This is a genomic window from Methylobacterium thuringiense, assembly GCF_022179645.1.
Classification (GTDB): Bacteria; Pseudomonadota; Alphaproteobacteria; order Rhizobiales; family Beijerinckiaceae; genus Methylobacterium; species Methylobacterium thuringiense.
Map to the genome: position 1 here is coordinate 168,177 of NZ_BPRA01000010.1, position 24,076 is coordinate 192,252.

General features: G+C 69.4%; 22 protein-coding genes. 16 read left to right on the forward strand and 6 right to left on the reverse strand.

The features are described 5' to 3' along the window. Positions 1 to 105 precede the first annotated feature (105 nt). The 5 genes from MFF07_RS12455 (at position 106) to MFF07_RS12475 (ending at position 8,838) form a co-directional block, all read left to right on the forward strand. Positions 106 to 3,378, forward strand: a complete 3,273-nt coding sequence (locus tag MFF07_RS12455) for a transglutaminase family protein (RefSeq protein ID WP_147818514.1) — start codon at positions 106 to 108, stop codon at positions 3,376 to 3,378. Further along, a complete protein-coding gene (locus tag MFF07_RS12460; RefSeq protein ID WP_147818513.1) occupies positions 3,375 to 5,897 on the forward strand; it encodes a circularly permuted type 2 ATP-grasp protein in 2,523 nt (840 codons plus the stop codon). Before MFF07_RS12455 ends, MFF07_RS12460 begins: the two co-directional genes overlap by 4 nt. Beyond that, the gene (locus tag MFF07_RS12465; RefSeq protein ID WP_147818512.1) at positions 5,894 to 6,805 is read left to right on the forward strand and encodes a transglutaminase family protein; all 912 of its coding nucleotides are present in this window, start codon (positions 5,894 to 5,896) and stop codon (positions 6,803 to 6,805) included. The genes MFF07_RS12460 and MFF07_RS12465 overlap by 4 nt, the downstream gene beginning before the upstream one ends. Positions 6,806 to 7,016: 211 nt before the next feature. Next, positions 7,017 to 7,280, forward strand: a complete 264-nt coding sequence (locus tag MFF07_RS12470; RefSeq protein WP_238180200.1) for an acyl carrier protein — start codon at positions 7,017 to 7,019, stop codon at positions 7,278 to 7,280. Positions 7,281 to 7,290: 10 nt separating this feature from the next. Continuing rightward, positions 7,291 to 8,838 carry an AMP-binding protein gene (locus tag MFF07_RS12475; RefSeq protein ID WP_147818511.1) on the forward strand — a complete coding sequence of 516 codons (1,548 nt, stop codon included), beginning with the start codon at positions 7,291 to 7,293 and terminating at the stop codon, positions 8,836 to 8,838. A 209-nt stretch (positions 8,839 to 9,047) separates the two neighbouring features. Here MFF07_RS12475 and MFF07_RS12480 read toward each other — a convergent pair whose 3' ends face one another. Continuing rightward, a complete protein-coding gene (locus MFF07_RS12480; protein WP_147818510.1) occupies positions 9,048 to 9,227 on the reverse strand; it encodes a YegP family protein in 180 nt (59 codons plus the stop codon). Between the two features lie 387 nt (positions 9,228 to 9,614). Between MFF07_RS12480 and MFF07_RS12485 the strand changes: the two genes are divergently transcribed. Continuing rightward, on the forward strand, positions 9,615 to 9,845 hold the full coding sequence (locus tag MFF07_RS12485; protein ID WP_238232072.1) for a DUF6894 family protein: 231 nt from the start codon (positions 9,615 to 9,617) through the stop codon (positions 9,843 to 9,845). A 4-nt stretch (positions 9,846 to 9,849) separates the two neighbouring features. Here the strand turns inward: MFF07_RS12485 and MFF07_RS12490 are convergent, their stop codons facing one another. Both MFF07_RS12490 and mntR read right to left on the reverse strand, forming a co-directional pair. Continuing rightward, a complete protein-coding gene (locus MFF07_RS12490) occupies positions 9,850 to 10,158 on the reverse strand; it encodes a hypothetical protein (protein ID WP_147818508.1) in 309 nt (102 codons plus the stop codon). A gap of 32 nt (positions 10,159 to 10,190) precedes the next feature. After that, entirely contained in the window at positions 10,191 to 10,649 is a 459-nt protein-coding gene (gene mntR / locus MFF07_RS12495; protein WP_147818507.1) for a manganese-binding transcriptional regulator MntR, read from the reverse strand. Positions 10,650 to 10,861: 212 nt separating this feature from the next. Between mntR and MFF07_RS12500 the strand changes: the two genes are divergently transcribed. Continuing rightward, a complete protein-coding gene (locus MFF07_RS12500; protein ID WP_147818506.1) occupies positions 10,862 to 12,220 on the forward strand; it encodes an Nramp family divalent metal transporter in 1,359 nt (452 codons plus the stop codon). A gap of 151 nt (positions 12,221 to 12,371) precedes the next feature. Here MFF07_RS12500 and MFF07_RS12505 read toward each other — a convergent pair whose 3' ends face one another. Further along, a complete protein-coding gene (locus tag MFF07_RS12505; protein ID WP_147818518.1) occupies positions 12,372 to 13,265 on the reverse strand; it encodes a LysR substrate-binding domain-containing protein in 894 nt (297 codons plus the stop codon). Positions 13,266 to 13,432: 167 nt separating this feature from the next. Here MFF07_RS12505 and MFF07_RS12510 point away from each other — a divergent pair, with 167 nt between their 5' ends. From MFF07_RS12510 to MFF07_RS12540, 7 genes are all read left to right on the forward strand, one after another. After that, on the forward strand, positions 13,433 to 14,755 hold the full coding sequence (locus tag MFF07_RS12510) for an SLC13 family permease (protein WP_238232073.1): 1,323 nt from the start codon (positions 13,433 to 13,435) through the stop codon (positions 14,753 to 14,755). Between the two features lie 112 nt (positions 14,756 to 14,867). Beyond that, positions 14,868 to 15,269: a succinate dehydrogenase, cytochrome b556 subunit gene (gene sdhC / locus MFF07_RS12515; protein WP_147818504.1), complete on the forward strand. Its 402-nt coding sequence runs from the start codon at positions 14,868 to 14,870 to the stop codon at positions 15,267 to 15,269. 8 nt (positions 15,270 to 15,277) lie between these two features. Next, the gene (sdhD, locus tag MFF07_RS12520; RefSeq protein ID WP_147818503.1) at positions 15,278 to 15,685 is read left to right on the forward strand and encodes a succinate dehydrogenase, hydrophobic membrane anchor protein; all 408 of its coding nucleotides are present in this window, start codon (positions 15,278 to 15,280) and stop codon (positions 15,683 to 15,685) included. 23 nt (positions 15,686 to 15,708) lie between these two features. Beyond that, positions 15,709 to 17,529, forward strand: a complete 1,821-nt coding sequence (gene sdhA, locus MFF07_RS12525) for a succinate dehydrogenase flavoprotein subunit (RefSeq protein ID WP_147818502.1) — start codon at positions 15,709 to 15,711, stop codon at positions 17,527 to 17,529. 23 nt (positions 17,530 to 17,552) lie between these two features. Continuing rightward, positions 17,553 to 18,389: a class I SAM-dependent methyltransferase gene (locus MFF07_RS12530; protein WP_238232076.1), complete on the forward strand. Its 837-nt coding sequence runs from the start codon at positions 17,553 to 17,555 to the stop codon at positions 18,387 to 18,389. Positions 18,390 to 18,413: 24 nt separating this feature from the next. Further along, positions 18,414 to 19,238, forward strand: a complete 825-nt coding sequence (locus MFF07_RS12535) for a succinate dehydrogenase iron-sulfur subunit (RefSeq protein WP_147818501.1) — start codon at positions 18,414 to 18,416, stop codon at positions 19,236 to 19,238. A 243-nt stretch (positions 19,239 to 19,481) separates the two neighbouring features. Further along, a complete protein-coding gene (locus MFF07_RS12540) occupies positions 19,482 to 20,048 on the forward strand; it encodes an AprI/Inh family metalloprotease inhibitor (protein WP_238232078.1) in 567 nt (188 codons plus the stop codon). 34 nt (positions 20,049 to 20,082) lie between these two features. Here MFF07_RS12540 and MFF07_RS12545 read toward each other — a convergent pair whose 3' ends face one another. Continuing rightward, positions 20,083 to 21,885 carry an outer membrane beta-barrel protein gene (locus MFF07_RS12545; RefSeq protein ID WP_238232079.1) on the reverse strand — a complete coding sequence of 601 codons (1,803 nt, stop codon included), beginning with the start codon at positions 21,883 to 21,885 and terminating at the stop codon, positions 20,083 to 20,085. 278 nt (positions 21,886 to 22,163) lie between these two features. Here MFF07_RS12545 and MFF07_RS12550 point away from each other — a divergent pair, with 278 nt between their 5' ends. Together MFF07_RS12550 and MFF07_RS12555 are read left to right on the forward strand one after the other, a co-directional pair. After that, on the forward strand, positions 22,164 to 22,415 hold the full coding sequence (locus tag MFF07_RS12550; RefSeq protein ID WP_147820236.1) for a hypothetical protein: 252 nt from the start codon (positions 22,164 to 22,166) through the stop codon (positions 22,413 to 22,415). Positions 22,416 to 22,572: 157 nt separating this feature from the next. After that, on the forward strand, positions 22,573 to 23,289 hold the full coding sequence (locus MFF07_RS12555) for a sigma-70 family RNA polymerase sigma factor (RefSeq protein ID WP_306424638.1): 717 nt from the start codon (positions 22,573 to 22,575) through the stop codon (positions 23,287 to 23,289). A gap of 12 nt (positions 23,290 to 23,301) precedes the next feature. Here MFF07_RS12555 and MFF07_RS12560 read toward each other — a convergent pair whose 3' ends face one another. Next, positions 23,302 to 23,991 (reverse strand): class I SAM-dependent methyltransferase, encoded by a 690-nt coding sequence (locus tag MFF07_RS12560; RefSeq protein ID WP_147820238.1) that lies wholly within the window; start codon positions 23,989 to 23,991, stop codon positions 23,302 to 23,304. Positions 23,992 to 24,076: the final 85 nt, after the last annotated feature.

The window sequence follows — 24,076 nt, forward strand, 5'->3', positions numbered from 1 at the left end:
CACGGATCTTGCTTTTTCCGGGCTCTATCCGCGGCCACGTGTATAAGGCCCGAGCCCGACGGGCTCCGCTATCACGGGGTCCGAGCCACCGAAGCGGGAGCCTTCGTGTCGATTCAAGCCGCGCTGCACCACGTCACCCATTACCGCTACGACCGGCCGATCACGATCGCTCCCCATGTGATCCGGCTGCGGCCGGCCCCGCATGCGCGCACGCGGATTCCGTCCTACGCGCTGAAGGTCTCGCCCGAGCACCACTTCATCAACTGGCAGCAGGATCCGAGCGGCAACTGGCTCGCCCGCGTGGTGTTTCCGGAGAAGAGCACGGAACTGCGGATCGAGGTCGACCTCACCGCGGACCTCGCGGTGATCAACCCGTTCGACTTCTTCGTCGAGCCCTATGCCGGCTCCTATCCCTTCGCCTATGCGGACGGCCTGCAGACGGAGCTCGCCCCCTACCTCGCCGTCGATGACGGGCACGGGCCGGAGATCGACGCCTTCCTGGAGCGGCTGCCGAAGGTGACCGGCACGGTCTCGTTCCTGGTGGCGCTGAACGAGCTGGTCCGCTCCGAGATCGCCTACTCCACCCGCTACGAGGAAGGCGTACTGAGCCCCGCGGAGACGTTGCGGGCCAAGCTCGGCTCCTGCCGCGACTCGGCCTGGCTGCTGGTGCAGGTGCTGCGCCGGATCGGCTTCGCCGCCCGTTTCGTCTCGGGCTACCTGATCCAGCTCGTGCCCGACACCACTGCGGTCGAGGGGCCGGAGGGCACGAAGACCGACTTCACCGACCTGCATGCCTGGGCCGAGGTCTACCTGCCCGGCGCCGGCTGGATCGGCTTCGACGCCACCTCGGGCCTGCTCACCGGCGAGGGCCATATCCCGCTGGCGGCGAGCCCGCATTACCGCTCGGCCGCGCCGATCTCGGGCACCACCGAGCCCGCCGGCACCGAGTTCGGCTACGAGATGCGGATCACCCGCGTCGCGGAATCGCCGCGCATCACCAAGCCGTTCTCCGGTACGGTCTGGGAGGCGATGGATGCCCTCGGCGAGCGGGTCGACGCGGACCTCGCCGCCCAAGACGTGCGCCTGACCATGGGCGGCGAGCCGACCTTCGTCTCGATCGACGATTACGAATCCCCCGAGTGGAACGCCTCCGCCGTCGGCCCGACCAAGCGCGGCCTCGCGGACCAGCTCGTGCGCCGCCTGCGCGACCGCTTCGGCAAGCACGGCCTGCTGCATTACGGGCAGGGCAAGTGGTACCCGGGCGAGAGCCTGCCGCGCTGGGCCTTCGCCCTGTTCTGGCGCAAGGACGGCGTGCCGATCTGGAAGAACCCGTCGCTGATCGCCCTCGAGGACGGCCCGCGCGACGCGACGACGGACACGGCACGCGCGCTGGTCGATTCGCTCGCGGCGCGCCTCGGCCTCTCCGGCTTCGTGATCCCGGCCTATGAGGACGACGCCTACTGGAAGGCGCGCGAGAGCGTGCTGCCGGACAACGTCACCCCTGCCGACGCCAAGAGCGGCAGCCCCGAGAACGACGCCCGCATGGCCCGGGTCTCGGCCCGCGGCCTGACCAACCCGACCGGCTTCGTGCTGCCGGCCGGCAGCCTCGCGGCGGGCGATGACCGGGTTTGGGTCTCGGAATCCTGGGTGTTTCGGCGCGGCGCGCTGTTTCTGACGCCGGGCGATTCTGCGGCCGGCTTCCGGCTGCCGCTCGCCTCGCTCCCCTACGTGCCGCCCGAATCCTATCCCTACTATCACCCGCAGGATCCGCTTGAGGATCGCGGCGACCTGGCCGTGACGGACATCTCCGATGGCCGGGGCGGCCCGAACCGCGCCAACGGTGCCGGAATCGAGGGCGTGGCCGTGCGCACCGCCATCACCGTCGAGGCGCGCGACGGGCGGCTCTGCGTGTTCATGCCGCCGCTGGAGCGCGTCGACGAGTATCTCGAGCTCGTCGGTCATCTCGAAGCCGCCGCCGCCGAGATCGGCCAGCCGCTCCATATCGAGGGCTACGAGCCGCCCTACGATCCGCGCATCGGGCTGATCAAGGTCACGCCCGATCCCGGCGTGATCGAGATCAACGTCCACCCCGCCGCCTCCTGGCGCGAGGCGGTCGACATCACCATGGGCCTCTACGAGGATGCCCGGCAGACCCGCCTCGGGGCGGAAAAATTCATGACCGACGGGCGCCACACCGGCACCGGCGGCGGCAACCACCTCGTCCTCGGCGGCGTCACTCCGGCGGATTCGCCGTTCCTGCGCCGGCCCGATCTGTTGAAGAGCCTGACGCTGTACTGGCAGCGCCACCCGGCGCTCTCCTACCTGTTCGCCGGCCTCTATGTCGGGCCGTCGAGTCAGGCGCCGCGGATGGACGAAGCCCGCCACGACGGGCTCTACGAACTCGAGATCGCCCTCGGGCAGGTTCCGACGCCCGACGAGCCGAACATCCCGCACTGGCTGGTCGACCGGCTCTTCCGCAACATCCTGGCGGACGTCACAGGCAACACCCACCGGGCCGAGATCTGCATCGACAAGCTCTACAACCCGGACAGCCCGACCGGGCGCCTCGGCCTCCTGGAGTTCCGCTCCTTCGAGATGCCGCCGGATGCGCGTATGAGCCTCGCGCAGCAGTTGCTGATCCGGGCGATCGTCGCCTGGGCCTGGCGCGAGCCGCAGGGCGGCTCCTGTGTCCGCTGGGGCACGGCGCTGCACGATCGCTTCATGCTGCCGCATTTCCTCTGGGCGGACTTCCTCGACGTGCTGGAAGACCTGAAGCGTGCCGGCTACGCTTTCGATCCGAAGGCCTTCGAGGCGCAGGCCGAGTTCCGCTTCCCCGTCTTCGGGCGGGTCGAGCAGGGCGGCGTGAGCCTCGAATTGCGCCAGGCGCTGGAGCCCTGGCACGTCCTGGGCGAGGAAGGATCGGGCGGCGGCACCGTGCGCTACGTGGATGCCTCCGTCGAGCGGCTGCAGGTGAAGGTCGAGGGTTTCAACCCCGCCCGGCACCTGATCGCCTGCAACGGTCGTCGCCTGCCGATGACCGCGACCGGTCGCTCCGGCGAGGCGGTGGCGGGCCTGCGCTTCAAGGCGTGGCAGCCGGCCTCGTCGCTCCACCCGACGATCCCGGCCCACGGCCCGCTGACCTTCGACGTGCTCGACACCTGGAGCGGGCGCTCGCTCGGTGGCTGCCGCTATCACGTCAGCCATCCGGGCGGCCGCAACTACGACAGCTTCCCGGTCAACGCCTACGAGGCGGAGGGCCGCCGGCTCGCGCGCTTCGAACCGCAGGCGCACACCCCCGGTCAGATCGAGATGCCGCCCGAGGAGCGCTCGATCGAGTTCCCCCTCACCCTCGACCTACGAACGCCGGCACCGCGATGACCTCGGGGGGGGCGCTCGCTCTGGACATGCAGGCGGCGGGGTCGGCGTTCGACCCGGTCCAGAGCTGGATCGACGGCTACGACCAGCGGCCGGGGCTCGTGGACGAGTTGCTCGACGCCGACGGCTATCTGCGCGGCGCGTGGCCGCGCTTCCTCGAACGCTTCGGCCAGCTCGGCGAGCAGGAGGTCCGGGCGCGCTTCCTGTCGGGGGAGCGGCACATCCGCGATGCCGGCATCTCCTACCGGGTCTACGGCGACCAGCGCGAGCATGCCTGGCCGCTCGGGCCCCTGCCGCTGGTGATCGATTCGCGCGACTGGGCGGAGCTGTCGGCGGGCATCGTCCAGCGCGCCGGCCTGATGGAGCGGATCGTCTCCGACATCTACGGGCCGGGCCGCCTCATCGCCGAGGGTCTGCTGCCGGCCGCCGCCGTCGCCGGCAGTCCCGAATTCCTGCATCCCGCCCACGGCATCGTGCCGCCGGGCGGACGTCACCTCCAGATCTATGCCGCCGACGTCGGCCGGGGACCGGACGGGCGCTGGCGGGTGCTGGCCGACCGGACGCAGGCCCCCTCCGGCCTCGGCTTCGCGCTGGAGAACCGGATGGTGCTCGCCCGCGCCTATCCGGACCTGATCTCGGACCTGCACGTCGAGCGCCTGCCCGGCTTCTTCCAGAGCCTCCGCGAGGGCCTGACCCAGGCCTGCGAGCGCAGCGATCCGCGCATCTGCCTGCTGACGTCCGGCCCCTACAGCAGCACCTATGTCGAGCAGGCGGCGTTGGCGCGCTATCTCGGCTTCCTCCTCGTCGAGGGCGACGACCTCGTGGTGCAGGACGGCCTGCTGCATGTGCGCACCGTCGCCGGCCTCAAGCGCGCCGACGCCCTCTGGCGGCGGATCGACGGCGACTATCTCGACCCGATGGAGCTGCGTTCCGACAGCCGCCTCGGCGTGCCCGGCATCCTCGACGTGCTGCGCCGGGGCGGCGTGGTCGTCGGCAACATGCCGGGCTCGGGCGTGCTCGAATCCGGGGCGCTCGGCCCCTACCTGCCGCGCATCGCAGAACGGCTGCTCGGCGAGAGCCTGCGCCTGTCCGATCCGCCGACCTGGTGGTGCGGCGATCCCGCGAGCCTCGCGCATGTGCGCGCCAACCTCGACGGGATGACCCTGCGCCCGGCCGCGACCCCCGTGCGCGGTCCCGAGCGCGACGCCATCCTCGGCCCGCACGCCCTCGACGCCGCTCGCGAAAAGGCGATCGCGGCGCTGCGCGACCGTCCCTTCGACTGGGTCGGGCAGGAGACGAGCCCGCTCTCGACCATGCCGGCCTGGTCCGAGGGGCGTCTCGTCGCCCGGCCCTTCGTCATGCGCGTTTTCGCCACCGCCACCCGCGACGGCTGGCGCGTGATGCCGACCGCCTTCTGCCGCACCGCGGAGCGGGAAGGAGCCGACCCCACCGAGATGCGGAACGGCATCCGCTCGGCCGATGTCTGGGTGGTGTCGGATTCGCCTGTCGAGACCCCGCCGCTGCTCTCGACGATCACGCCGAAGATCCGGCGCATCGCCGGGCATCTGCCCTCGCGCGCCGCCGACAACCTGTTCTGGCTCGGCCGCTATCTCGAGCGGGCGGAGGGCGTGATCCGCCTGGTCCAGACCCATCTCGGCCGCCTCGCCGGCACGCTCGCCGCCGATACCGGCAGCGACGTCGGTACGCCGACGAGCCTGCGCATCCGCGCGCTGCTCGACGAATGGGAATCGATCGCCGAGCCCGACCTGCCGACGGCCGCGCTGGCGCAGGAGGCGCTGAGCGACCGCGAGCAGGCCGGCTCGGCGCTGGCCCACGTGCTCTCGGCCCGACGTTCCGCCTCGACGCTGCGCGAGCGCCTGCCCGTCGAGGCCTGGCGGGCGCTCACCGAGTTGCAGGACCTGCTCGATTTCGGCGAGGCCTGGGAGCCGAGCGAGGCGCAGCTCTTCGGCCGCGCCGAGCGGGCGCTCGGCCATCTCTCGGCCCTGTCCGGGCTCTCCCACGAGAACATGAACCACTCGGCCGGCTGGCGCTTCTTCGACATGGGCCGGCGCATCGAGCGCGGCGTCAACACCTGCGCCTTCGCGCTCCGCTTCGCCGGCGACCAGGCCGGGGCTGAGGACCTCGGCGTGATGCTGGCGCTCTGCGATTCGCAGATCGCCTACGGCGCGCGCTACCTCACCGGCGTCAGCCTCGACGCCGTGCGCGACATGGCGCTGCTCGACCCGTTCAACCCGCGCTCCGTCGCCTTCCAGGTCCAGGAAATCGTGCGCCACCTCGACACCCTGCCGGAGCTTCGCGCCGACGGGGTGCCCGAGCCGCACCGCCGCGCGGCGCTCAAGCTCGCCGGCACCTTCGCGACGGCCGAGGCCGCCGATCTCAACGCAGCGGGGCTCGCCCGCTTCGAGACCGAGTTCGAGGACCTCGCGAGCGCCATCGCCGGCCGCTATTTTCCCGGCAATGCCGACGCCCTGCGGCCGGAGAAGCTGACGGGCCTCGCGTGATCTACAGTCTGCGCCACCTGACGACCTACCGCTACGCGCGCACCGTCCGCTACGCGCGCTGCAACCTGCGCCTTCGGCCCCGCGAGGGCGACGGCCAGCATGTGCTCGCGAGTTCCATCACGGTCACGCCGGTCCCCAAGGGCCGCGGCACCCGCGAGGAATACTTCGGGCCGCAGACCCTGACGCTCACCATCGACCAGCCGCACAAGGTGTTTTCGGTGGAGGCGACCTCGCGCGTCAGCGTCGCGCGTGCCGCCTTGCCCGATCCCGAATCCGGCCCGTCCTGGGAAGCGGTGCGCGAGGCGGCGCTCGCCCTGCCGACCCTCGGCGCCGATTCCCCGGCGCATTTCCTGTTCCCGAGCCGGCGCGTGCCGCTGGCGGCGGAGGTGACGGAGTATGCCCGGCAGAGCTTTTTGCCCGGACGCAGCGCCTATGGCGCCGCCTTCGACCTGATGAACCGCATCCGGGCCGATTTCCGCTTCGACGCCAAGGCCACCACCGTCTCGACGCCGCTGACCAAGGCCTTCGCGCTCAAGGCCGGAGTCTGCCAGGATTTCGCGCATGTCATGATCGCGGGGCTGCGCGGCCTCGGGCTGCCGGCGGCCTATGTCAGCGGCTACCTGCGCACCCGGCCGCCTGCGGGCCAGCCGCGCCTGCGGGGCGCCGACGCGAGCCATGCCTGGGTCTCGGTCTGGTGCGGGCGCGACTGGCATGGCGACGGCAGCGAAGGAGGCTGGTTCGGCCTCGACCCGACCAACGATTGCGGCGTGCGCGACGATCATATCGAGCTCGCCCGCGGGCGCGACTACGGCGACGTCGCCCCCATCGACGGCATCGTCTCCTCGCCGGGAGGGCAGAAGCTCAAGGTCGAGGTCGACGTCGTCCCGGAAGACGAAGAGCTGCCTTAGATCACGCCGCGTTTTGATCGAATCGATCAAAACGCAGAAAACGGGATCGATTCAAAAGTTGAGAGCAGGCTTCGCGCGAAAGACCGTTGCCACTTCTTCGCAGCCTGCTTGAGGCCGGCGCAGTGGACGATCGCCGGCGAAGGGCTTAAGCCGCGCCGGTTCCTGACGGTCCGCGAGTCGTCTCGCCGGGCATGGCGAGGGAGAGCGGATCTTGGTTCAGTCCATCGCGGATGTGCGGGAGGCGATCTTCGGCTTCATCGCGGCCCGCAATCCGGGCCTGCCCCCCGGCTCGGTGGACGGGCAGACCTCGCTCGTCACGAGCGATGCGCTCGATTCCATCGGCATCCTCGACCTGATGATGCATCTCGGCGAGCGCTACGGGTTCGAGATCGACGAGGACGCGTTCGACCTCGGCAATTTCGAGAGCGTCGACACGCTGGCCCACTACGTCGACGACAGGCGTTCGGGTTCTTAACGAGCCTTTCATGTCACCGACATTGCTGCATCATCTCCTCGACGGCGACGCCTGCGCGCCCGACCGCGTGGCGGTCGTCGATGGCGCGCAGGAGCTGACCTACGGCGCGTTTCGCGCGCGGGTGGCCGCGCTGGCGGCCCGCATGACCGCGCTCGGCGTCGGGCCGGGCGACCGGGTCGCGATCCTGCTGCCGAAATCCCTCTTCGAATGCGTTGCGATCTTCGCCGCCAGCGCGGCCGGCGCGGTCTTCGTGCCGATTCATCCGTCCCTGCGCCCGCGCCAGGTCCGCCACATCGTAGAGGATTGCAGCGCCCGCCTCCTCCTCACCGACGCGGCCCACCATGCGGCGCTCGGCGGCGAACTGGACGCTCTCGCCGGCTTCAGCCTGCTGACGGCCGAGGACGGGGAGGGGCTCACCGCACCTGGCACGCCCAGGAAGCCTGCCCCGGAGGGGCTCGCCGCGATCCTCTACACCTCCGGCTCCACCGGCCTGCCCAAGGGCGTGATGCTGAGCCACGAGAACCTCTTGGCCGGCACGCGCATCGTCAGGACCTATCTCGGCATCACGCCGGAGGAGCGCATCCTTTCGGTGCTGCCGTTCTCGTTCGACTACGGCCTGAACCAGCTGCTCACCAGCGTCGAGCAGGGCGCGCGGCTGGTGCTCCTGAGCTTCCGCCTCGGCGACGACGTGGTGCGGGCGATCGAGGCGCATGGGATCACCGGGCTCGCCGGGGTGCCGACCCTGTGGACGCTCCTGACCCGCGCCAGCCCGCGCTTCGCCAAGGCCGACCTCACACGTCTGCGCTACCTCACGAATTCCGGCGGAAGCCTGCCGCTGGCGACGATCCGGCGGCTGCGCGAGCGCCTGCCCGAGACCGACCTCGTGTTGATGTACGGCCTCACCGAGGCGTTCCGCTCGACCTACCTGCCGCCCGGCGAGGTCGACCGCCATCCGGATTCCATCGGCCGTGCGATCCCCGAGACCGAGATCTTTCTGGTGACGCCGGACGGCCGCCACGCGCGGCCCGGGGAGCCCGGCATCTTGCACCACAGTGGCCCGACGGTCTCGCTCGGCTACTGGGGGCGGCCGGACGATACTGCGCGCGTGCTGGTGCCGGATCCGCGCCGAACGGTCGATGACGGTCGATTGGTCTGCCGCTCCGGCGACCTCGTCGTCGCGGACGATCACGGCTTCCTGCGCTTCCTCGGCCGTGAGGACGCGATGATCAAGACGCAGGGGTTCCGCGTCAGCCCGACCGAGGTCGAGGCGGCGCTGATGGAGACCGGCGCGTTTCGCGCGGCCGCCGTGATCGGCCTGCCGGATCGCGGCGTCGGCCAGCGCATCCATGCGGTGACGGTTTCGTCCGGGAACGGTGCCGAGACGGGAGACGTGATGGGCCACCTGCGCCGCTCGCTGGCACCGCATCTCGTGCCTCGGGCGATCGAGCGGGTCGACAGCCTGCCGACGACGCCGAACGGCAAGGTCGACTACAAGCGGCTCGTGGCCGAGCGGGTCTCGGCCGAACTGGTGGCGGAGGGGGCGTTGGTCGAGGCTTGAAGACCCTCGGTCCGCGCGAGCGGGCCGCCAGCGCGACTGCGCGCCGCCGCATGTGGGGTGGATCGCGAAGAGTCCGAAAATCAGAACCTTCGCAAACCAACGAGACTTAGGGCCGTATCCGACCTGATTGCATCAGGCCGGCGGCTCTAGGCTATTGTTATGACGCGCTTTCTTACGACCGACCGGCATCCACTCGGTCGGAAAGCGCTCTAGCGGCCGTGCATGTGCGCGCTGGCCTTGGCGACCATGCGGGCGAAGGCGGTGGCTGCGGCCGAAGCCTGGACCTGGCTCGGATAGCCGAAGGGGGAGCGGGCGATGGTTTCGCCCCGCGTCCCGCGCAGCGTCCACGACCATTGGCCGGGCCGCTCCTCGCTCACCTCGAACTGCATGGATCGCTCGCCGGCACCTCATCACATGTTAAACAGCATACAGTCGCGAAAGCGGAGACGGGTTAAGGGCTTAGGCCCGATCAAGCCTTAGCCGGCCATGCAGGCCGGCTCTCCCCGCAATCCTCGTTGTTCACAGCGCTCGGCGCCTGCGTATCAGGAGGATGGGCGTCTCACCGGCCGCCCGAAGCCTTTGCACCTTGCCGTGGGCACCCTCCGGTTCGGTCGTTCGCCCGGCCGACGTCATGTACCGACTCTCCGAAACCGGAGGGCCCGCCCAGTAGGCGCCAGAATGCGTCCATGATAGCCAGATTTGTGCATGTGCACGTGAACCATCTGCCGGCTGACCGCTTCCCCGAAGTCACGGGGGATCCGATGATGAGGACAGATATGCCGCGCTTTTTCTTCGACGCGCAGAACGGCGTCGATGCCCGTGACGATGTCGGCCGCGAACTGCCCGACACGGCCGCCGCACAGCGCGTGGCGGTGACGGTCGCGGCGTTCTACGCCTCCGATCCCGATCGTCTGATCGACGAGGGCGTCATCGTCGTCAGGGTCCGTGACGAAGCCGGCGCGGTGGTCGCGACCGTGCGGCTCGCCTGCCTGGTGGAGGCGGCCTGAGACGTCAGGCGTCGTCGTCCTCTTTCTGTGGCCGGAGCACCCGCTGCACCGTCTCCAGGACGGTCCCGGCCAGTTCCGCATCGGGATCGTCGCGGGTGAGGGCGTCGCGCAGCATGGCGAGGTAGCCGCCGAGGCGCTCGTCGTAATGGTCCGAATCGATCGAGCGCAGCACGCTCGCCAGGAAGCCGATCGCCATCTGGTGGGCGACCTGCCGGGCGCTCATCTCGGACAGCCCCTCCGAGAGCGCCTTCAGGCCCTCGTCGTGGCGGCCGCTGACGGCGGCCAAGGCCGCGATCTGCTTGTCGGGCTCCATGCAAAACCTCTCGTGACCGAAATTGCCGACGTTCAGGCGTCCGAGCGGCCGTCGGCGAAGCGGCGGAACGCCTCCAGCGTCTCGGCGCTGACATGGTGCTCGATACCCTCGGCGTCGCGCCGCGCCGTCTCCGGGCTGACGCCGAGCGCGCACAGGAAGCGCTCGACGATGCGGTGACGCTCGCGCGACTGCACGGCCAGGGCCTCGCCGGAGGCCGTGAGAAACACCCCGCGATAGGGGCGCTGCTGCACCAGGCCGTCCTCGGCCAGGCGCTTGAGCATCTTGGCGACGGTGGGCTGGGCCACCCCGAGCCGGGCGGCGATGTCGACCTGCCGGGCCTCGCCGCCGTCGCCGATCAGGTCGGCGATCAGCTCGACGTAATCCTCGACGAGTTCGAGCCGGCGCGCCTCGCGGGCCTGCCGAAAGCTCTCGACATGGACTTCGGGGTCGATCAGCGGCCCGTCGGGCGCGGAGGACGGCGGTTCCCGCATGCTGTCGGCCGAGTCCTTTTCGCATCCATCCGGCAGGTGTGCCGGTGTTGTAGCCGAAGCGGGACCGATGCGTGAATCCCCAAGCGCGGATTCCTCGTACGCGCCGCGGCATCACATCCCTGTTGCAAAGCTTCGGCGCATAATTATAGCTGTTGCTATACTCGATCGGCGTCTCCGAAACGCCGGCTGCCCTCACGACCGATACGCATGCGATGGACCTCTCCTTGAACCCGATCGAGTCGAACCGCGGCTGGCGCTTCACGCGCGAGACGCAGGAACAGCCGAGCCTCGGCCATCTCAACGGCAGCGTGCCTGTCCTGGCCGGCGGGCATTGGCTGCGCCGGCTGATGGGTTTCATCGGGCCGGGCTACATGGTCTCGGTCGGCTACATGGACCCGGGCAACTGGGCGACCGACATCGCCGGCGGCTCGCAGTTCGGCTACACGCTGCTGTCCGTCATCCTGCTCTCGAACCTGATGGCGATCGTGCTGCAGGCGCTCGCCGCCCGCCTCGGCATCGCCACCGGCCGCGACCTCGCCCAGGCCTGCCGCGACCACTATCCGCGTCCCGTCGGATACGCCCTCTGGCTCGCCTGCGAAGTGGCGATCATCGCCTGCGACCTCGCCGAGGTGATCGGGACCGCGATCGCGCTCAAGCTGCTGTTCGGCATCCCGCTGGTCATGGGTGCGGTGATCACGGCGCTCGACGTGCTGCTCGTGCTGCTGCTGCTCCGGCGCGGCTTCCGCACGCTCGAAGCCTTCGTGATCGCGCTGCTCGCGGTGATCTTCGTCTGCTTCGGCATCCAGATCGCGCTCGCCGCACCGCCGATCCAGGCGGTGCTCGGCGGCTTCATTCCCTCGGCCGAGATCGTCACCAACCCGGCGGCCCTCTACATCGCCATCGGCATCATCGGGGCCACGGTGATGCCCCACAACCTCTACCTGCACTCCTCGATCGTGCAGACGCGGGCCTACCCGCGCACTGTCGAGGGCAAGCGCGAGGCCGTGCGCTTCGCCGTGGCCGATTCCACCATCGCGCTGATGCTCGCGCTGTTCGTCAACGCCTCGATCCTGATCATGGCGGCCTCGGTGTTCCATGCCGCCGGGCGCACCGAGGTGCAGGAGATCGAGCAGGCCTACGAGCTGCTCTCGCCGTTGCTCGGAATCGGCGTCGCCTCGACGTTGTTCGCCGTGGCGCTGCTCGCCTCGGGGCTCAACTCGACGGTGACCGCGACGCTCGCCGGCCAGATCGTGATGGAGGGGTTTCTCCGCCTGCGCATTCCGGATTGGGCCCGCCGGCTGATTACCCGTGCCATCGCCATCGTGCCGGTGGTGATCGTGACCGCGCTCTATGGCGACCAGGGGACGGCAAAGCTCCTGGTGCTGAGCCAGGTGGTGCTCTCGATGCAGCTGCCCTTCGCTGTGATCCCGCTGGTGCAGTTCGTGTCCAATCGCGAAAAGATGGGCGCGCTGGTGATCCCCGGCTGGCTCAAGCTGCTCTCCTGGGGGATCGCGGCGGTGATCGTGGCGCTGAACGTGAAGCTGTTGGTGGATACGGTCGCTGGGGGGTGACGGCTCGCCCGTCACAACCCAACCAACAGACAATTCCGGGACTTGCCGAAGGCGAGAACCCGGAACCTGCCCGAGACGCCGTGCCCAGTCGTGGGTTCCGGTTTCCGCTTCGCGGCCCCGGAATGACGAGCGAGGGTGGTGAAAGCCGCCTTCAGGCAGATTCCGGCCCGCGCAGATGCGCCACGAAGTCCTGCGCGAACGGCGCCAGCGCGGCGAGGTCGCGCACGCACAGCGTCAGGTCGCGCGCCGCCCACGCATCCTGCAATTCCACCACCGCGATGCCGAGGCCCCGCGCCGCGCGCCGGGCCGTGGTCTCCGGCACGATGCCGAGGCCGATGCCCGATTCGACGAGGCGGCAGACGGCGTCGAAGCTGCGGAGCTGGACCCGCAGCCGCATCGGCTTGCCGATCGGCGCGGCCTTTCCCGAGAGGAAGCGGGTGAGGGCGCTCGAGCGGTCGAGGCCGACGAGGTCGTGGTCGAGCACCTCGGCGAAGGCGAGGTCCCCTCTCACGCTCAAAGAATGGTTGGCCGCCACCACCACCACGAAGCGGTCGTGCCGGAACGGAAAGGTCTGCAGCGTGCCGGTGTCGACGGTGCCGGCGACGATGCCGAGATCGGCCGTGCCCTCGGCCACCAGCCCGACGATCTCGTCCGAGGTGCGCTCCTCGATGTCGACGCTCACGCCGGTGTGGAGCGCGAGATAGGCCGAGAGGGCTTCCGGCAGGAATTCGGTCAGCGCGTTGGTGTTCGACAGCACCCGGATCTGCCCGACGGCGCCGCCGGCAAAGACGGAGAGGTCCCCTTGAAGCCGGTCGATCTCGGCGAGCAGCGTGCGGGCATGCGCCAGCAGCGTCCGCCCCGCCGGCGTCGGCACCACGCCCTGGCGGCCGCGCACCAGAAGCGCGGCCCCGAGCGAGACCTCCATCGCCTTGATCCGGGCCGAGGCCGCCGCCAGCGCCAGATGCGCCCGCTCCGCCCCATGCGTGATCGAGCCGGCCTCCACGACATGGCGAAACAGCCCGAGATCGACGAGGTCGAAGCGCATCATGACGTCAGCCCCCAGCCGGTCGCTCTTCGCTGATTACGAAATCGAGCATACATCGCATTCCGCATCTCAGGCGAGCACCCGCTGCCAGCCTTCGCCTCTTGCGAAGGCACCCTCCCCAAAATCCGAATTGCGAACCGTTCCAATTCGAGGTCTGACGCGCGGTGATGAATGCGGTGGCAGGGATATGGGCGACGCAAGGCACGGTCGTTCTGACCGGCGGCCTTCTCGTGCTGTGCATGGCGCTGTGGGCGACGGGGCTCGTCGCCGAGATCGTCACCGCGTTGCTGTTCTTCGCCCTGGCGATGCTCCTGAAGCTCGCACCGGCCACGACGGTGTTTTCCGGGTTCAGCTCGTCGGCCTTCTGGCTGGTGACGAGCGGCATGGTGGTGGGGCTGGCGATGAACCACAGCGGGCTCGGTGCCCGGCTGGCGCGGATGCTCAGCGACCGGCTTCCCGATTCCTATCCGGGCTTCATCGCCGGGCTGGTGGCGTTTTCGTTCCTGCTCGCCTTCGTGATGCCGTCGAATCTCGGGCGGATCGCGCTGATGATCCCAGTGCTGATGGCGATCTGCGACGCCTACGGGCTGAGCGTCGGCCGGCCGGGGCGGACGGGAGCGCTGCTGGCCTTCGGCATCGCCACGCCGATGCTCTCGGCGGCGATCCTGCCGGCGAACGTGCCGAACCTCGTCATGGCCGGCACCGCCGAGACGCTGTTCGGACTTCACCTCGCCTATCTGCCGTATCTCTGGTTGCACGCACCGGTGCTCGCGGTGGTCAAGGGCGCGATCCTCACCGCCTGCACCGTGCTGATCTTTCCCGACCGGATCTCGGGCGCACAAACTCCCGGCGACCCGCTGCCGCCGCTCTCGGGGGAGGAGCGCCGGCTCGCCGTAATTCTCGTCGGCATGCTGGCGCTCTGGATGTCGGATGGGCTGCACCACATCCCGCCGGCCTGGATCGGCCTCGCGGCGGCGGTGATCGTGATGATGCCGCGGGTCGGCGTGCTGCCGGCGGAGGCCTTCGGGCAGGTGCCCCTGAAGACCTGCTTCTACGTGGCGGCCCTGTTCGGGCTGACGGCGGTCGTCAACGAGACCGGGCTCGGCCGGGACATCGGCCACGCGCTCCTCGCGATGGCGCCGCTGGAGCCGGGCCATCTCGCCAAGAATCTCGCGACGCTGACGGGCATCGCCGTCGGCTTCCTGTTCGCGGCGACCGCCAACGGTGCGCCGGCACTCTATACGGCGCTCGCGGGCGAACTCTCGCAGGCGAGCGGGCTCGACCTGATGACCGTGGTGATGGCGCAGGTGGTCGGCTATTCGACGATCTTCCTGCCCTATCAGGCTCCGCCGATCGTGATGTCGATGGAGCTCGGCCGGATCGGGCTCGGCGACGCCACCCGGCTGACGCTCGCCAGCGGATTCGCCTCGCTCCTGATCGCGACGCCGCTGGCCTTCCTGTGGTGGCGGCTGATCGGGAAATTGCCGTGATCGGCCAAAGGTACAGAGCCGCAGGCGAGGGCGTCGTCTTGCCGCTTGCCGCGCCGCACACTACGCCCTCTCTTTAGACACACTCCAGATCCGCGCATCTCGAGGACCCTACATGGCGCCCCCCGCCCGCCCGATCGTCGCCCCGCCGCTTTCGCCCCATCTCCAGATCTACCGCTGGACCTGGACCATGGCGATGTCGGTCTTTCACCGTATCACCGGCACCGCCCTCTATGGCGGCACGGCCCTGGTCGCGATCTGGCTGGTGGCGCTCGCCTCCGGCCCGCGCGCCTACGATGCGGTGGCGTGGTTCTTCGGATCCTGGATCGGGCTCGCGATCCTGTTCGCCTACACCTGGGTGCTGCTGCACCACATGCTCGGAGGCCTGCGCCACTTCGTCTGGGACACCGGCTACGGCTACGACAAGAACCAACGCCTGGGGCTCGCCCGCCTGACGCTGATCGGCTCGGTGGCGCTCACCGTCGTCGTCTGGGCGCTCGCCCTCCTGCTGCACTGAGGCACGCCATGGCCGATACCAAGCAAGCGTCCATCCGCACGCCCCGCGCCCGCGTCAAAGGTCTCGGTGCCTCCGGGCACGGTGCCGAGCATTTCTGGATGCAGCGTCTCACCGGCGCGGCCAACGCCGTGCTGCTCCTCGCCTTCGTGGTGATCATCGCGAAGATGTGGGGCCGGCCCTATCCGGAAGCCGTCGCGCTGGTCGCCAACCCGATCGTCGCGATCGTCCTGCTGCTCGCGGTGGTCTCGGTCGCGATCCACATGCGGCTCGGCATGCAGACCGTGATCGAGGATTACGTCCACGACACCGGGCTCAAGTTCGCGGCGCTCACCGCCAACACCTTCTACGCGGTCGTGGTGGCCGCCGCCTGCCTCTACGCGATCGTCCGCGTGGGGCTCGGCGGCCTCGCCGTCTGACGTTTGATTTTACGGGGATTCCGATGGCTGCCAACGGATCGAACGGGAGCGCCGCTCCCGCCTACACCATCATCGACCACAGCTTCGATGTGGTGATCGTCGGCGCCGGCGGCGCGGGCCTGCGCGCCACGGTGGGCTGTTCCCAGGCCGGCCTGCGCACCGCCTGCATCTCGAAGGTGTTTCCGACGCGCTCGCACACGGTGGCGGCGCAGGGCGGCATCTCGGCCTCGCTCGGCAACATGGGTCCCGACGACTGGCGCTGGCACATGTACGACACCGTGAAGGGGTCGGACTGGCTCGGCGACCAGGACGCGATCGAATACCTCGTCCGCAACGCCCCCGCCGCCGTCTACGAACTCGAGCACTGGGGCGTGCCCTTCTCCCGCACGGAGGAAGGCAAGATCTACCAGCGGCCGTTCGGCGGCATGACCACCGATTACGGCAAGGGCACCGCGCAGCGCACCTGCGCCGCCGCCGACCGCACCGGCCATGCCATGCTCCACACCCTCTACGGGCAGGCCGTGAAGAACCAGACCGAGTTCTTCATCGAGTATTTCGCCCTCGACCTGATCATGGACGAGGATGGCCGCTGCCGCGGCGTCATCGCGCTGGACCAGGCCACCGGCGAGATCCACCGCTTCCGCGCGTCGATGGTGATCCTCGCCACCGGCGGCTACGGCCGTGCCTACTTCTCCGCGACCTCCGCCCACACCTGTACCGGCGACGGCAACGCCATGGTGCTGCGCGCCGGCCTGCCGCTGCAGGACATGGAGTTCGTGCAGTTCCACCCCACCGGCATCTACGGCGCCGGCTGCCTGATCACGGAAGGGTCGCGCGGCGAGGGCGGCTACCTCACGAATTCCGAGGGCGAGCGCTTCATGGAGCGCTATGCGCCGTCGGCCAAGGACCTCGCCTCGCGCGACGTGGTCTCGCGCTCGATGACGCTGGAGATCCGCGAGGGCAGGGGCGTCGGCAAGGAGAAGGACCACATCTTCCTCCACCTCGACCATCTCGACCCGAAGATCCTGCACGAGCGCCTGCCCGGCATCTCCGAGAGCGCGCGCATCTTCGCCGGCGTCGACGTCACCAAGGAGCCGATCCCGGTGCTGCCGACGGTGCATTACAACATGGGCGGCATCCCCACGAACTATCACGGTGAGGTGCTCACCCTGAAGAACGGCGACCCGGACACGGTGGTGCCGGGCCTGATGGCGCTCGGCGAGGCGGCCTGCGTCTCGGTGCATGGCGCCAACCGGCTCGGCTCGAACTCCTTGATCGACCTCGTCGTGTTCGGCCGCGCCGCCGGCCTGCGCTGCGCCGAGATCGTCGAGAAAGGCGCGCGCCAGCCGGAGCTGCCGAAGGGCTCCGCCGACAAGGCGCTGGCCCGGCTCGACCGCTTCCGTCACGCAAACGGCGGCACGCCGACGGCCAAGCTCCGCGACGAGATGCAGCGCACGATGCAGAACAACTGCGCCGTGTTCCGCACCGGCGAGGTGCTGGAAGAGGGAAGGGGCCTGATCGGCAAGGTCTTCAAGAACATCGCCGACATCGGCATCACCGACCGCTCGCTGATCTGGAACACGGACCTGCTCGAGACGCTCGAATTCGACAACCTGATCGGTCAGGCCGTGGTCACGATGGAATCGGCGGCCAACCGCACCGAATCCCGCGGCGCCCACGCCCGCGAAGACTATGCGGACCGCAACGACAAGGAATGGATGAAGCACACTCTGGCATGGCTCGACGAGACCTCCGGCAAGGTCTCGATCGACTACCGCCCGGTGCATGCCTACACCATGTCGAACGAGATTCAGTACATCGAGCCGAAGGCTCGCGTGTATTGAGCACCCTCATATAGATTCCCGCCATGTCATTCTTGTCCAAGTTGATGCAGCGTTCGCCGAGCGTCCCCGAGCGGTCGGTCGGCGGGCAGAACTTTCTGCGGACGGCTGGGCCGGGCGTGGCGGCGCGCTCTCGTGACGAGGCGACGCAGGGCTGTCATATGGGGCCGGATCAGGTCCCGGCGCATGAACGCGCTCGCAATCCGGCCGAGGCGGCATTCTTCGCGCAGGACGACCGTGTCGTAAACAAATGGCGTCATTACCTGGAGATCTACGACCGGCACCTGTCGCGGTACCGCGACACCTCCGTTCGTTTCCTGGAAATCGGGGTGTTCCAGGGCGGCTCCCTGCAGATGTGGCGGCGCTACCTCGGTGAGGCGGCGAACCTGCACGGTCTCGACGTCGATCCGCGCTGCGCACAGATCGACGACCCGGACCTGCACATCCATATCGGCAGCCAGACCGACACGGCTCTGTTGCGGCGGATCGTCGACGACATGGGCGGCATCGATGTCGTGATCGACGATGGGAGCCACGTGAGCGACCATCAGATCGCGACGTTCGAGTGCCTGTATCCGTTGCTGTCGCCCGACGGCATCTACATCGTCGAGGACGTCCACGCGTCCTACTGGCCCGAATACGGCGGCGGCCTGCGAACGCCCGGTGCGTTCATGGAATACGCGAAGGATTTCCTGGATCGCATGCACGCCCGCTACGTGCTGGATCCCGACCCGGTCGTCCGCGATCCGGGCTTCGCCGACGTAACCCACGGCATCGCCTTCCACGACAGTATGGTGGTCTTCGAGAAGCGCGCCAAGGGGCCGCCGAAGACGATCGCCACCGGCCGTCGCTGGATTTTCTGAGAGTTTCTGGAGCCCGTTCCGCTCATGGCCCAATTCACCCTGCCCAAGAACTCCCAGATCTCCGAGGGCAAGACCTGGCCTGCCCCGCAGGGCGCGAAAAACCTTCAGGTCTTCCGGATCTACCGCTGGAACCCGGATGACGGGCAGAACCCACGCATCGACACCTACCGGGTCGACCGCGACGATTGCGGGCCGATGGTCCTCGACGCGCTGCTCTGGATCAAGAACAAGGTCGACGCGACCCTGGTCTTCCGCCGTTCCTGCCGCGAGGGCATCTGCGGCTCCTGCGCCATGAACATCGAGGGCCAGAACGCGCTGGCCTGCACCATCGGCATCGACGAATGCCGCAAGCCCGACAACGCGCTGCCGCTCCTGACCCGCAAGGACAAGGACGGCGCGGTGCGGATCTACCCGCTGCCGCACATGCCGGTGATCAAGGACCTCGTCCCCGACCTCACCAACTTCTACGCGCAGCACGCCTCGATCGAGCCCTGGCTCCAGACCGAGACGCCCTCGCCCGAGAAGGAGTGGCGGCAGACGCCGGAGGACCGGACCAAGCTCGACGGGCTCTACGAGTGCATCCTGTGCGCCTGCTGCACGACGTCCTGCCCGAGCTACTGGTGGAACGGCGACAAGTTCCTGGGGCCGGCCGCCCTGCTCCAGGCCTATCGCTGGCTGATCGACAGCCGCGACGAGAATACCGGCGAGCGCCTCGACGGCCTGCACGACCCGTTCCGGCTCTACCGCTGCCACACGATCATGAACTGCGCCAACACCTGCCCGAAGAACCTCAACCCGGCGAAAGCCATCGCCGAGATCAAGAAGATGATGGTCGAGCGCGCGGTTTGAGTGTGTGGCCCTCGACGCCGGTGCGCTGAGGGCCGTCCGCCGCATCGGCGGCGGCGCGCAGTCGCGCTTGCCGACGGCCGGTGGCCGTCGTTTCGGGTGGCGCTGCGGCAGGCGAGCCACACCGGTCCGAAAAGGCGGCGGGTCCCGGTGATTCACAGGGGGCTCCCGCCCGCCTGCCTTGCGGCAAGCGCAATTGGCGGCGACGCAACGGTCCAATCTCGGCCGTATGGGAATCGTGTATCGATGCCGCGTCAGCTCCTGTCGACTGCCGCACTGCTCGCGCTCAGCTTCGGACTCGGGGCCTGCGGCTCGGGGCGCTTCGACGGGCCCTCCGCCCGCGCGCCCCGGCTTCAGCCTTCGCCCGAGCCCTATGCGGCGGCGCCCTCCGGCGCCGTGACGAGCGCGCCGCTGGCCCCGCCGCCCGGCGCCACGGCCGAGGCCGCGCCGCTCGGCGCCGGCGTCGTCGCCTCGGCCCCGCCGCCCGTCGTCTCGGAACCCGTGCTGCCGCCGACGCCCCCGCCCGTGGTGGCCACCGGCCGCTCCTCCGTCGTCGGCGGCTGGAACGCCACGGACGCGAACGGCAGCTGCCGGGTCTCGCTGTCGAGCACGCCGGCCCTCGACCTCTACCGGGCCACCACCTCGGGCTGCGCCAACAAGGATCTCGCCAAGGTCTCGGCCTGGGATTTTCGCGACGGCGAAGTCTATCTCTACCAGTCCGGCGGCACCGTCACCGCGCGGCTGAAGCAGGCCTCGGGCTCGCTGGACGGCGCGCTCTCGAAGTCCGGCGCGGCGCTCACGCTGGCGCGCTGACGACGACGGCCCTCGCCCGTGAGCGAGGGCACGCTCACGGGTTGATGCGCATCCCGAGCAGGAAGATGTTGTCGTTGAAGCTCGAACCGGCCGCGCTGCTGGTGATCTGCTGGTAGACGTAGCTGCCGCGCAGCGTCAGCCAGCGGTTGAAGCGGTAATCGGCCCGGGCGAGCGCCGAGAAGCCGCGCTCCCTGATGCTGACGCCCTGGTAGTTGCTGCTGAGATACGCGCCGCCCACGGTGATCGACAGGTTGCGCAGAAGGTCGTGCTGGACCTCCAGCGTCGCGGCATCGGTGAACACGCCGCTGGAGCCCGGGACCGAAGTCTCGATCACGCCGGTCTGCTGGCTGAAGCGCACGGTGGTCAGCGGGCTGGCCTGCCAGACCAGGGCCGCGTTGAGGATCGGCGCCGTGATCGAGCGCAGCGCGCGGTCGACATAGTCGCGGCGCTGCAGGCCGGCGGAGACCTCGGCCGACACGAAGCGCGTGAGGGCGATCGCGGCGCCGGCGCTGAAGCCGGCCCCGTCCGAATCCCGGCGGAAGCCGGACTGGTCGACCGGCGTGTCGTAGATGCGCGTGTCGAGCAGCACTTCGACGAAGGGCGTGATCACCGGCGAGATCTCGTAGCCCGCGCGCAGGCGCACGCCGTACTGGTTGGCGTTGCGGTCGCTCTGGATCAGCGTGCCGCCGTTCTGGAGCTGGGCGTCGTCGAAGACCTGGCGATCGATCGAGCCGCGCAGCGTCACCTGCAGGCGGTTGAAGGATTCGGTGATGCCGGCGGAGGCGCCGTAGGTGGCGAAGAGCGGGCGGCTGGTCGCCGCTGCGCCGACATCCGGGCTGCCGGTGCGCTGGGTGTCGACGAGGAAGCGGGTTTCCAGGTCGATGCGGGTGTCGCGGCTCACGTCGACGCGCATCCGCGTGATGCCGGAGGCATTCGGGCGGCTCGCCGCGTCGTTGTCGGGAAACGCGCTGTACCCGCCGCGCAACTCGCCCGAGAGCTCGCTCGACGACCAGTCGCTGCGGAAGCCGAGCTCGGCGTCGCTGCGCAGGGCCAGCGAGCCCTTGGCGGCGTTTGCGGTCGTCTGTTCGGGGTTGGTGTCGTAGCCGATGCCCTGCGTGAAGGCCGGCAGGAAGGTCATGGTACCGAGCTTGATCCCGAGGGGCGCATAGGCCGGATCGGCCTCGTCGGGCCGGCGGAAGGCCGTCGCGCCGAGGAGCAGCCGGCCGGGGCTGCTCAGCCCGAGCAGGGGGATCGCCGTCGGCAGCGGCACCGAGAGCGGCAGGGGCACGCCGGATACGGTGGGCTGGATGACGGGGCTCAGGCGCAGGTCGGTGACGAAGCCCTGCGTGCGGGTGCGGGTCAGGATCCGGGTCGGGACGCCGTAGCGGCGCGGCGGTGCCGCACGTTGGCGCAGCAGGCTCTGCGGCGCACCGGCGCCGCGCGCCCCCGAGATGCCGGAGACCGGCGACCCGGCGGTGCGGAAGCGCGGCAGCCGCGCCACGCTCTGGCCGTCCGAGGCGCCTCCGGCGGCCTCGCCCGAGGCCGGGCTGCCGCCGAGCATGGTGCCGTTGCCCAGACCACCGTTACCCAGACCGCCGTTGCGAAGCGCCGGCAACCCGTTCTGGCCGTTGTCGAGGCCGAACCGGTCGGACGCGCGCTTCTTCGCGAGCGGACTGCCCGCCTCGAAGGCCGGCGCGGCCGAATCCTGGTCGGTCGCCTGCGCGCGGGCCGCTCCGCCGAGCAGGCCGGTCAGGGCCGTGCCGGCGAGGAGGAGCGTGAGCCGGCGCGCCGCGACGCGCCGAATCCTCGCTCCTGCGATGGGCCGCTCGCCTGTCACGGGTGGACGTCGCTCCGTCGGCCTGAAGGGCAGGGCGGTTCGAGGCAGGCGGCCCCTGCCGCAGGCCCATCGGGAGAACCGTGGTTAACGGAGCTAAACCGAACGTAGTTAATGGCCGGTCAACGTCGGATCCGGGGCGCCGTCGGCCCGGCCCTGCAGGCGCGCGAAAGCCGTTTGCTTCCAATTCGATCGTGCGCGCGATAGGTTGGCCGGAGCACGATCCTTGCTCTTGTTGAGCAGGATGCCCTCCCTCGCACCGGAGCCAGACCCTACCGCTCATGCCGCTGACCGTCACCTACGAGATCCTCGACGCGACCGACGGACGCTTCAGCGTCGTCGCCACGATGGCGCCGGACAGGATCTACCGGCGCGACGACGTGGCGACTCTGGCCGAGGCGGAGGAATGGATCGAGGGCCTGCACGCGCTGATGGCCGCCTGCGGAGCTCCGGTGGTGCGCGCCGCGGCCGAACCGTCGAAAACCGTGCCGGCCGATCTCGGCCGCACGCATCCGCGCTCCGTTTCGAGATAGGCCGCCGCGCTGCCGGAGCTGCCGGTCTCGGATTTGCCGAAACATCCCGGCAATCATGCCGAAACGCCCCAAACCGCCCTGCTCGCGTTCATCTTTCGCTCAGAATGTTACGGGCATTCACTTCAGGGTGGCATAAGAGCAAGGGCTTTTCGCGATCGTGACAGCAACCGCCATCCGCGCCCAGCAGATCTCACCCGAGGCCGAGCCCCAGGTGAGGGTTCCCGGCCCCGTGACGATCCGCGAGCACCTGCGCGTTCCCTTGCAGGATTACTTCGCGCTGCCGCGGGACGACGGCATGCCGGCCCGGCTCGCCGGGCTGCTCTCGGCCTTCGAGAACGCCCTGGCCTCGCGCGGCGAGTCGGTGACGGACGAGTTCCGCGACGGGCTGATGCGGGCGCTGCCGCCGCTACGCACCTTCGCGCTCTCGCTGACGGGCGACGCGACCCGGGCCGACGACCTCGTCCAGGAGACCATGCTCAAGGCCTGGATGAACCACCATCGCTTCGAGCCGGGCACGCGGCTGATCGCTTGGTTGTTCACCATCCAGCGCAACCTGTTCTATTCCGAGATCCGCAAGCGCAAGCGCGAGGTCGAGGATGCCGACGGCATCCATGCCGCCGGCCTGACGGCCCTCGCCGTCCAGGAGGACGCGATCGCGCTGAAAAGCCTCTACGGCAAGCTCGAGCGGCTGCCCGCGACGCAGCGCGACGCGCTTCTGCTCGTCGGCGCCGAGGGCTTCACCTACGAGGAGGCCGCCGCGATCCTGAACTGCCGGGTCGGCACCGTGAAGAGCCGTGTCAGCCGGGCCCGCACCCAGCTCGCCGACCTTCTCGGCGAGAGCCGCCACGACGAAGAGGCGATGGCCGCGTCGTGAGGGCGCCGGCCGTCAGGCCTTGCGCAGCAGGGCGATGGATTGGCCGAGCACCTCGCCCGACGGCCAGGGCGCCGACGTCCCGTCGATGAAGTCGACCGAGGCGTAGCCGAGCCGTTCCGCCCAGAGCGCGATCTGGTTGCGCTCGGTGAACTGGTTGAGATGCGGCACCATGCTGATGCGCTGCTGCTCGACGGTCTGCGAGAACACCTCCCAGTGCGGTCCGATGGCGAATTCGAGGAACGAGCACACCACCATCCCGCCGGGCTTGAGGCAGCGCAGCATCTCCTCGAGGTAGATGTAGGTCTCCGTATGCAGGAGATGCGTGAAGATGCTGAACGCCGCGAAATAGTCGACCGACGCGTTCTCCGGCGGCAGCGCCAGCGTCGTGTTGAGCGCGAACCGGTAATCGGCGGGGCAGCGCGTGCGGGCGTAGTCGATGAGCGGCTTGACCACGTCGAGACCGAGATAATCGATCCGGACCTCGCGGGCGAGGCTCACCGCGAGGCGACCGCTGCCGCAGCCGAAATCGACGAGCCGGTGCCCGTCCCGCAAGCCGGCATGGCGCATGATGGCGCACTCGGTCCGGCCGATCTCGTCGTAGCGTCCGCCGACGGCGATGCTCATCGCCTCGTCGAGGGGATGACGCTTCATGAGCTGGCGGACGTAGCGCTCGTAATCTTCGACGAAGTGGAATTTCGCCATTCCTGGCGTGCCTCTCGGGGTGTCGTTTCGCGCCCGGTGAGGGCCTGACGGGTCTCGCTGCTCCGTCCTCTCGCATGACGGCGGC

Excerpts from the sequence above, each read along its gene's own strand:
- MFF07_RS12460 (WP_147818513.1), top strand. The coding sequence starts at position 3,375 with ATGACCTCGGGGGGGGCGCTCGCTCTGGACATGCAGGCGGCGGGGTCG.
- MFF07_RS12475 (WP_147818511.1), top strand. The coding sequence starts at position 7,291 with ATGTCACCGACATTGCTGCATCATCTCCTCGACGGCGACGCCTGCGCG.
- MFF07_RS12480 (WP_147818510.1), bottom strand. The coding sequence starts at position 9,227 with ATGCAGTTCGAGGTGAGCGAGGAGCGGCCCGGCCAATGGTCGTGGACG.
- MFF07_RS12485 (WP_238232072.1), top strand. The coding sequence starts at position 9,615 with ATGCCGCGCTTTTTCTTCGACGCGCAGAACGGCGTCGATGCCCGTGAC.
- MFF07_RS12490 (WP_147818508.1), bottom strand. The coding sequence starts at position 10,158 with ATGGAGCCCGACAAGCAGATCGCGGCCTTGGCCGCCGTCAGCGGCCGC.
- mntR (WP_147818507.1), bottom strand. The coding sequence starts at position 10,649 with ATGCGGGAACCGCCGTCCTCCGCGCCCGACGGGCCGCTGATCGACCCC.
- MFF07_RS12500 (WP_147818506.1), top strand. The coding sequence starts at position 10,862 with ATGGACCTCTCCTTGAACCCGATCGAGTCGAACCGCGGCTGGCGCTTC.
- MFF07_RS12505 (WP_147818518.1), bottom strand. The coding sequence starts at position 13,265 with ATGCGCTTCGACCTCGTCGATCTCGGGCTGTTTCGCCATGTCGTGGAG.
- MFF07_RS12510 (WP_238232073.1), top strand. The coding sequence starts at position 13,433 with ATGAATGCGGTGGCAGGGATATGGGCGACGCAAGGCACGGTCGTTCTG.
- sdhC (WP_147818504.1), top strand. The coding sequence starts at position 14,868 with ATGGCGCCCCCCGCCCGCCCGATCGTCGCCCCGCCGCTTTCGCCCCAT.
- sdhD (WP_147818503.1), top strand. The coding sequence starts at position 15,278 with ATGGCCGATACCAAGCAAGCGTCCATCCGCACGCCCCGCGCCCGCGTC.
- sdhA (WP_147818502.1), top strand. The coding sequence starts at position 15,709 with ATGGCTGCCAACGGATCGAACGGGAGCGCCGCTCCCGCCTACACCATC.
- MFF07_RS12530 (WP_238232076.1), top strand. The coding sequence starts at position 17,553 with ATGTCATTCTTGTCCAAGTTGATGCAGCGTTCGCCGAGCGTCCCCGAG.
- MFF07_RS12535 (WP_147818501.1), top strand. The coding sequence starts at position 18,414 with ATGGCCCAATTCACCCTGCCCAAGAACTCCCAGATCTCCGAGGGCAAG.
- MFF07_RS12540 (WP_238232078.1), top strand. The coding sequence starts at position 19,482 with ATGCCGCGTCAGCTCCTGTCGACTGCCGCACTGCTCGCGCTCAGCTTC.
- MFF07_RS12550 (WP_147820236.1), top strand. The coding sequence starts at position 22,164 with ATGCCGCTGACCGTCACCTACGAGATCCTCGACGCGACCGACGGACGC.
- MFF07_RS12560 (WP_147820238.1), bottom strand. The coding sequence starts at position 23,991 with ATGGCGAAATTCCACTTCGTCGAAGATTACGAGCGCTACGTCCGCCAG.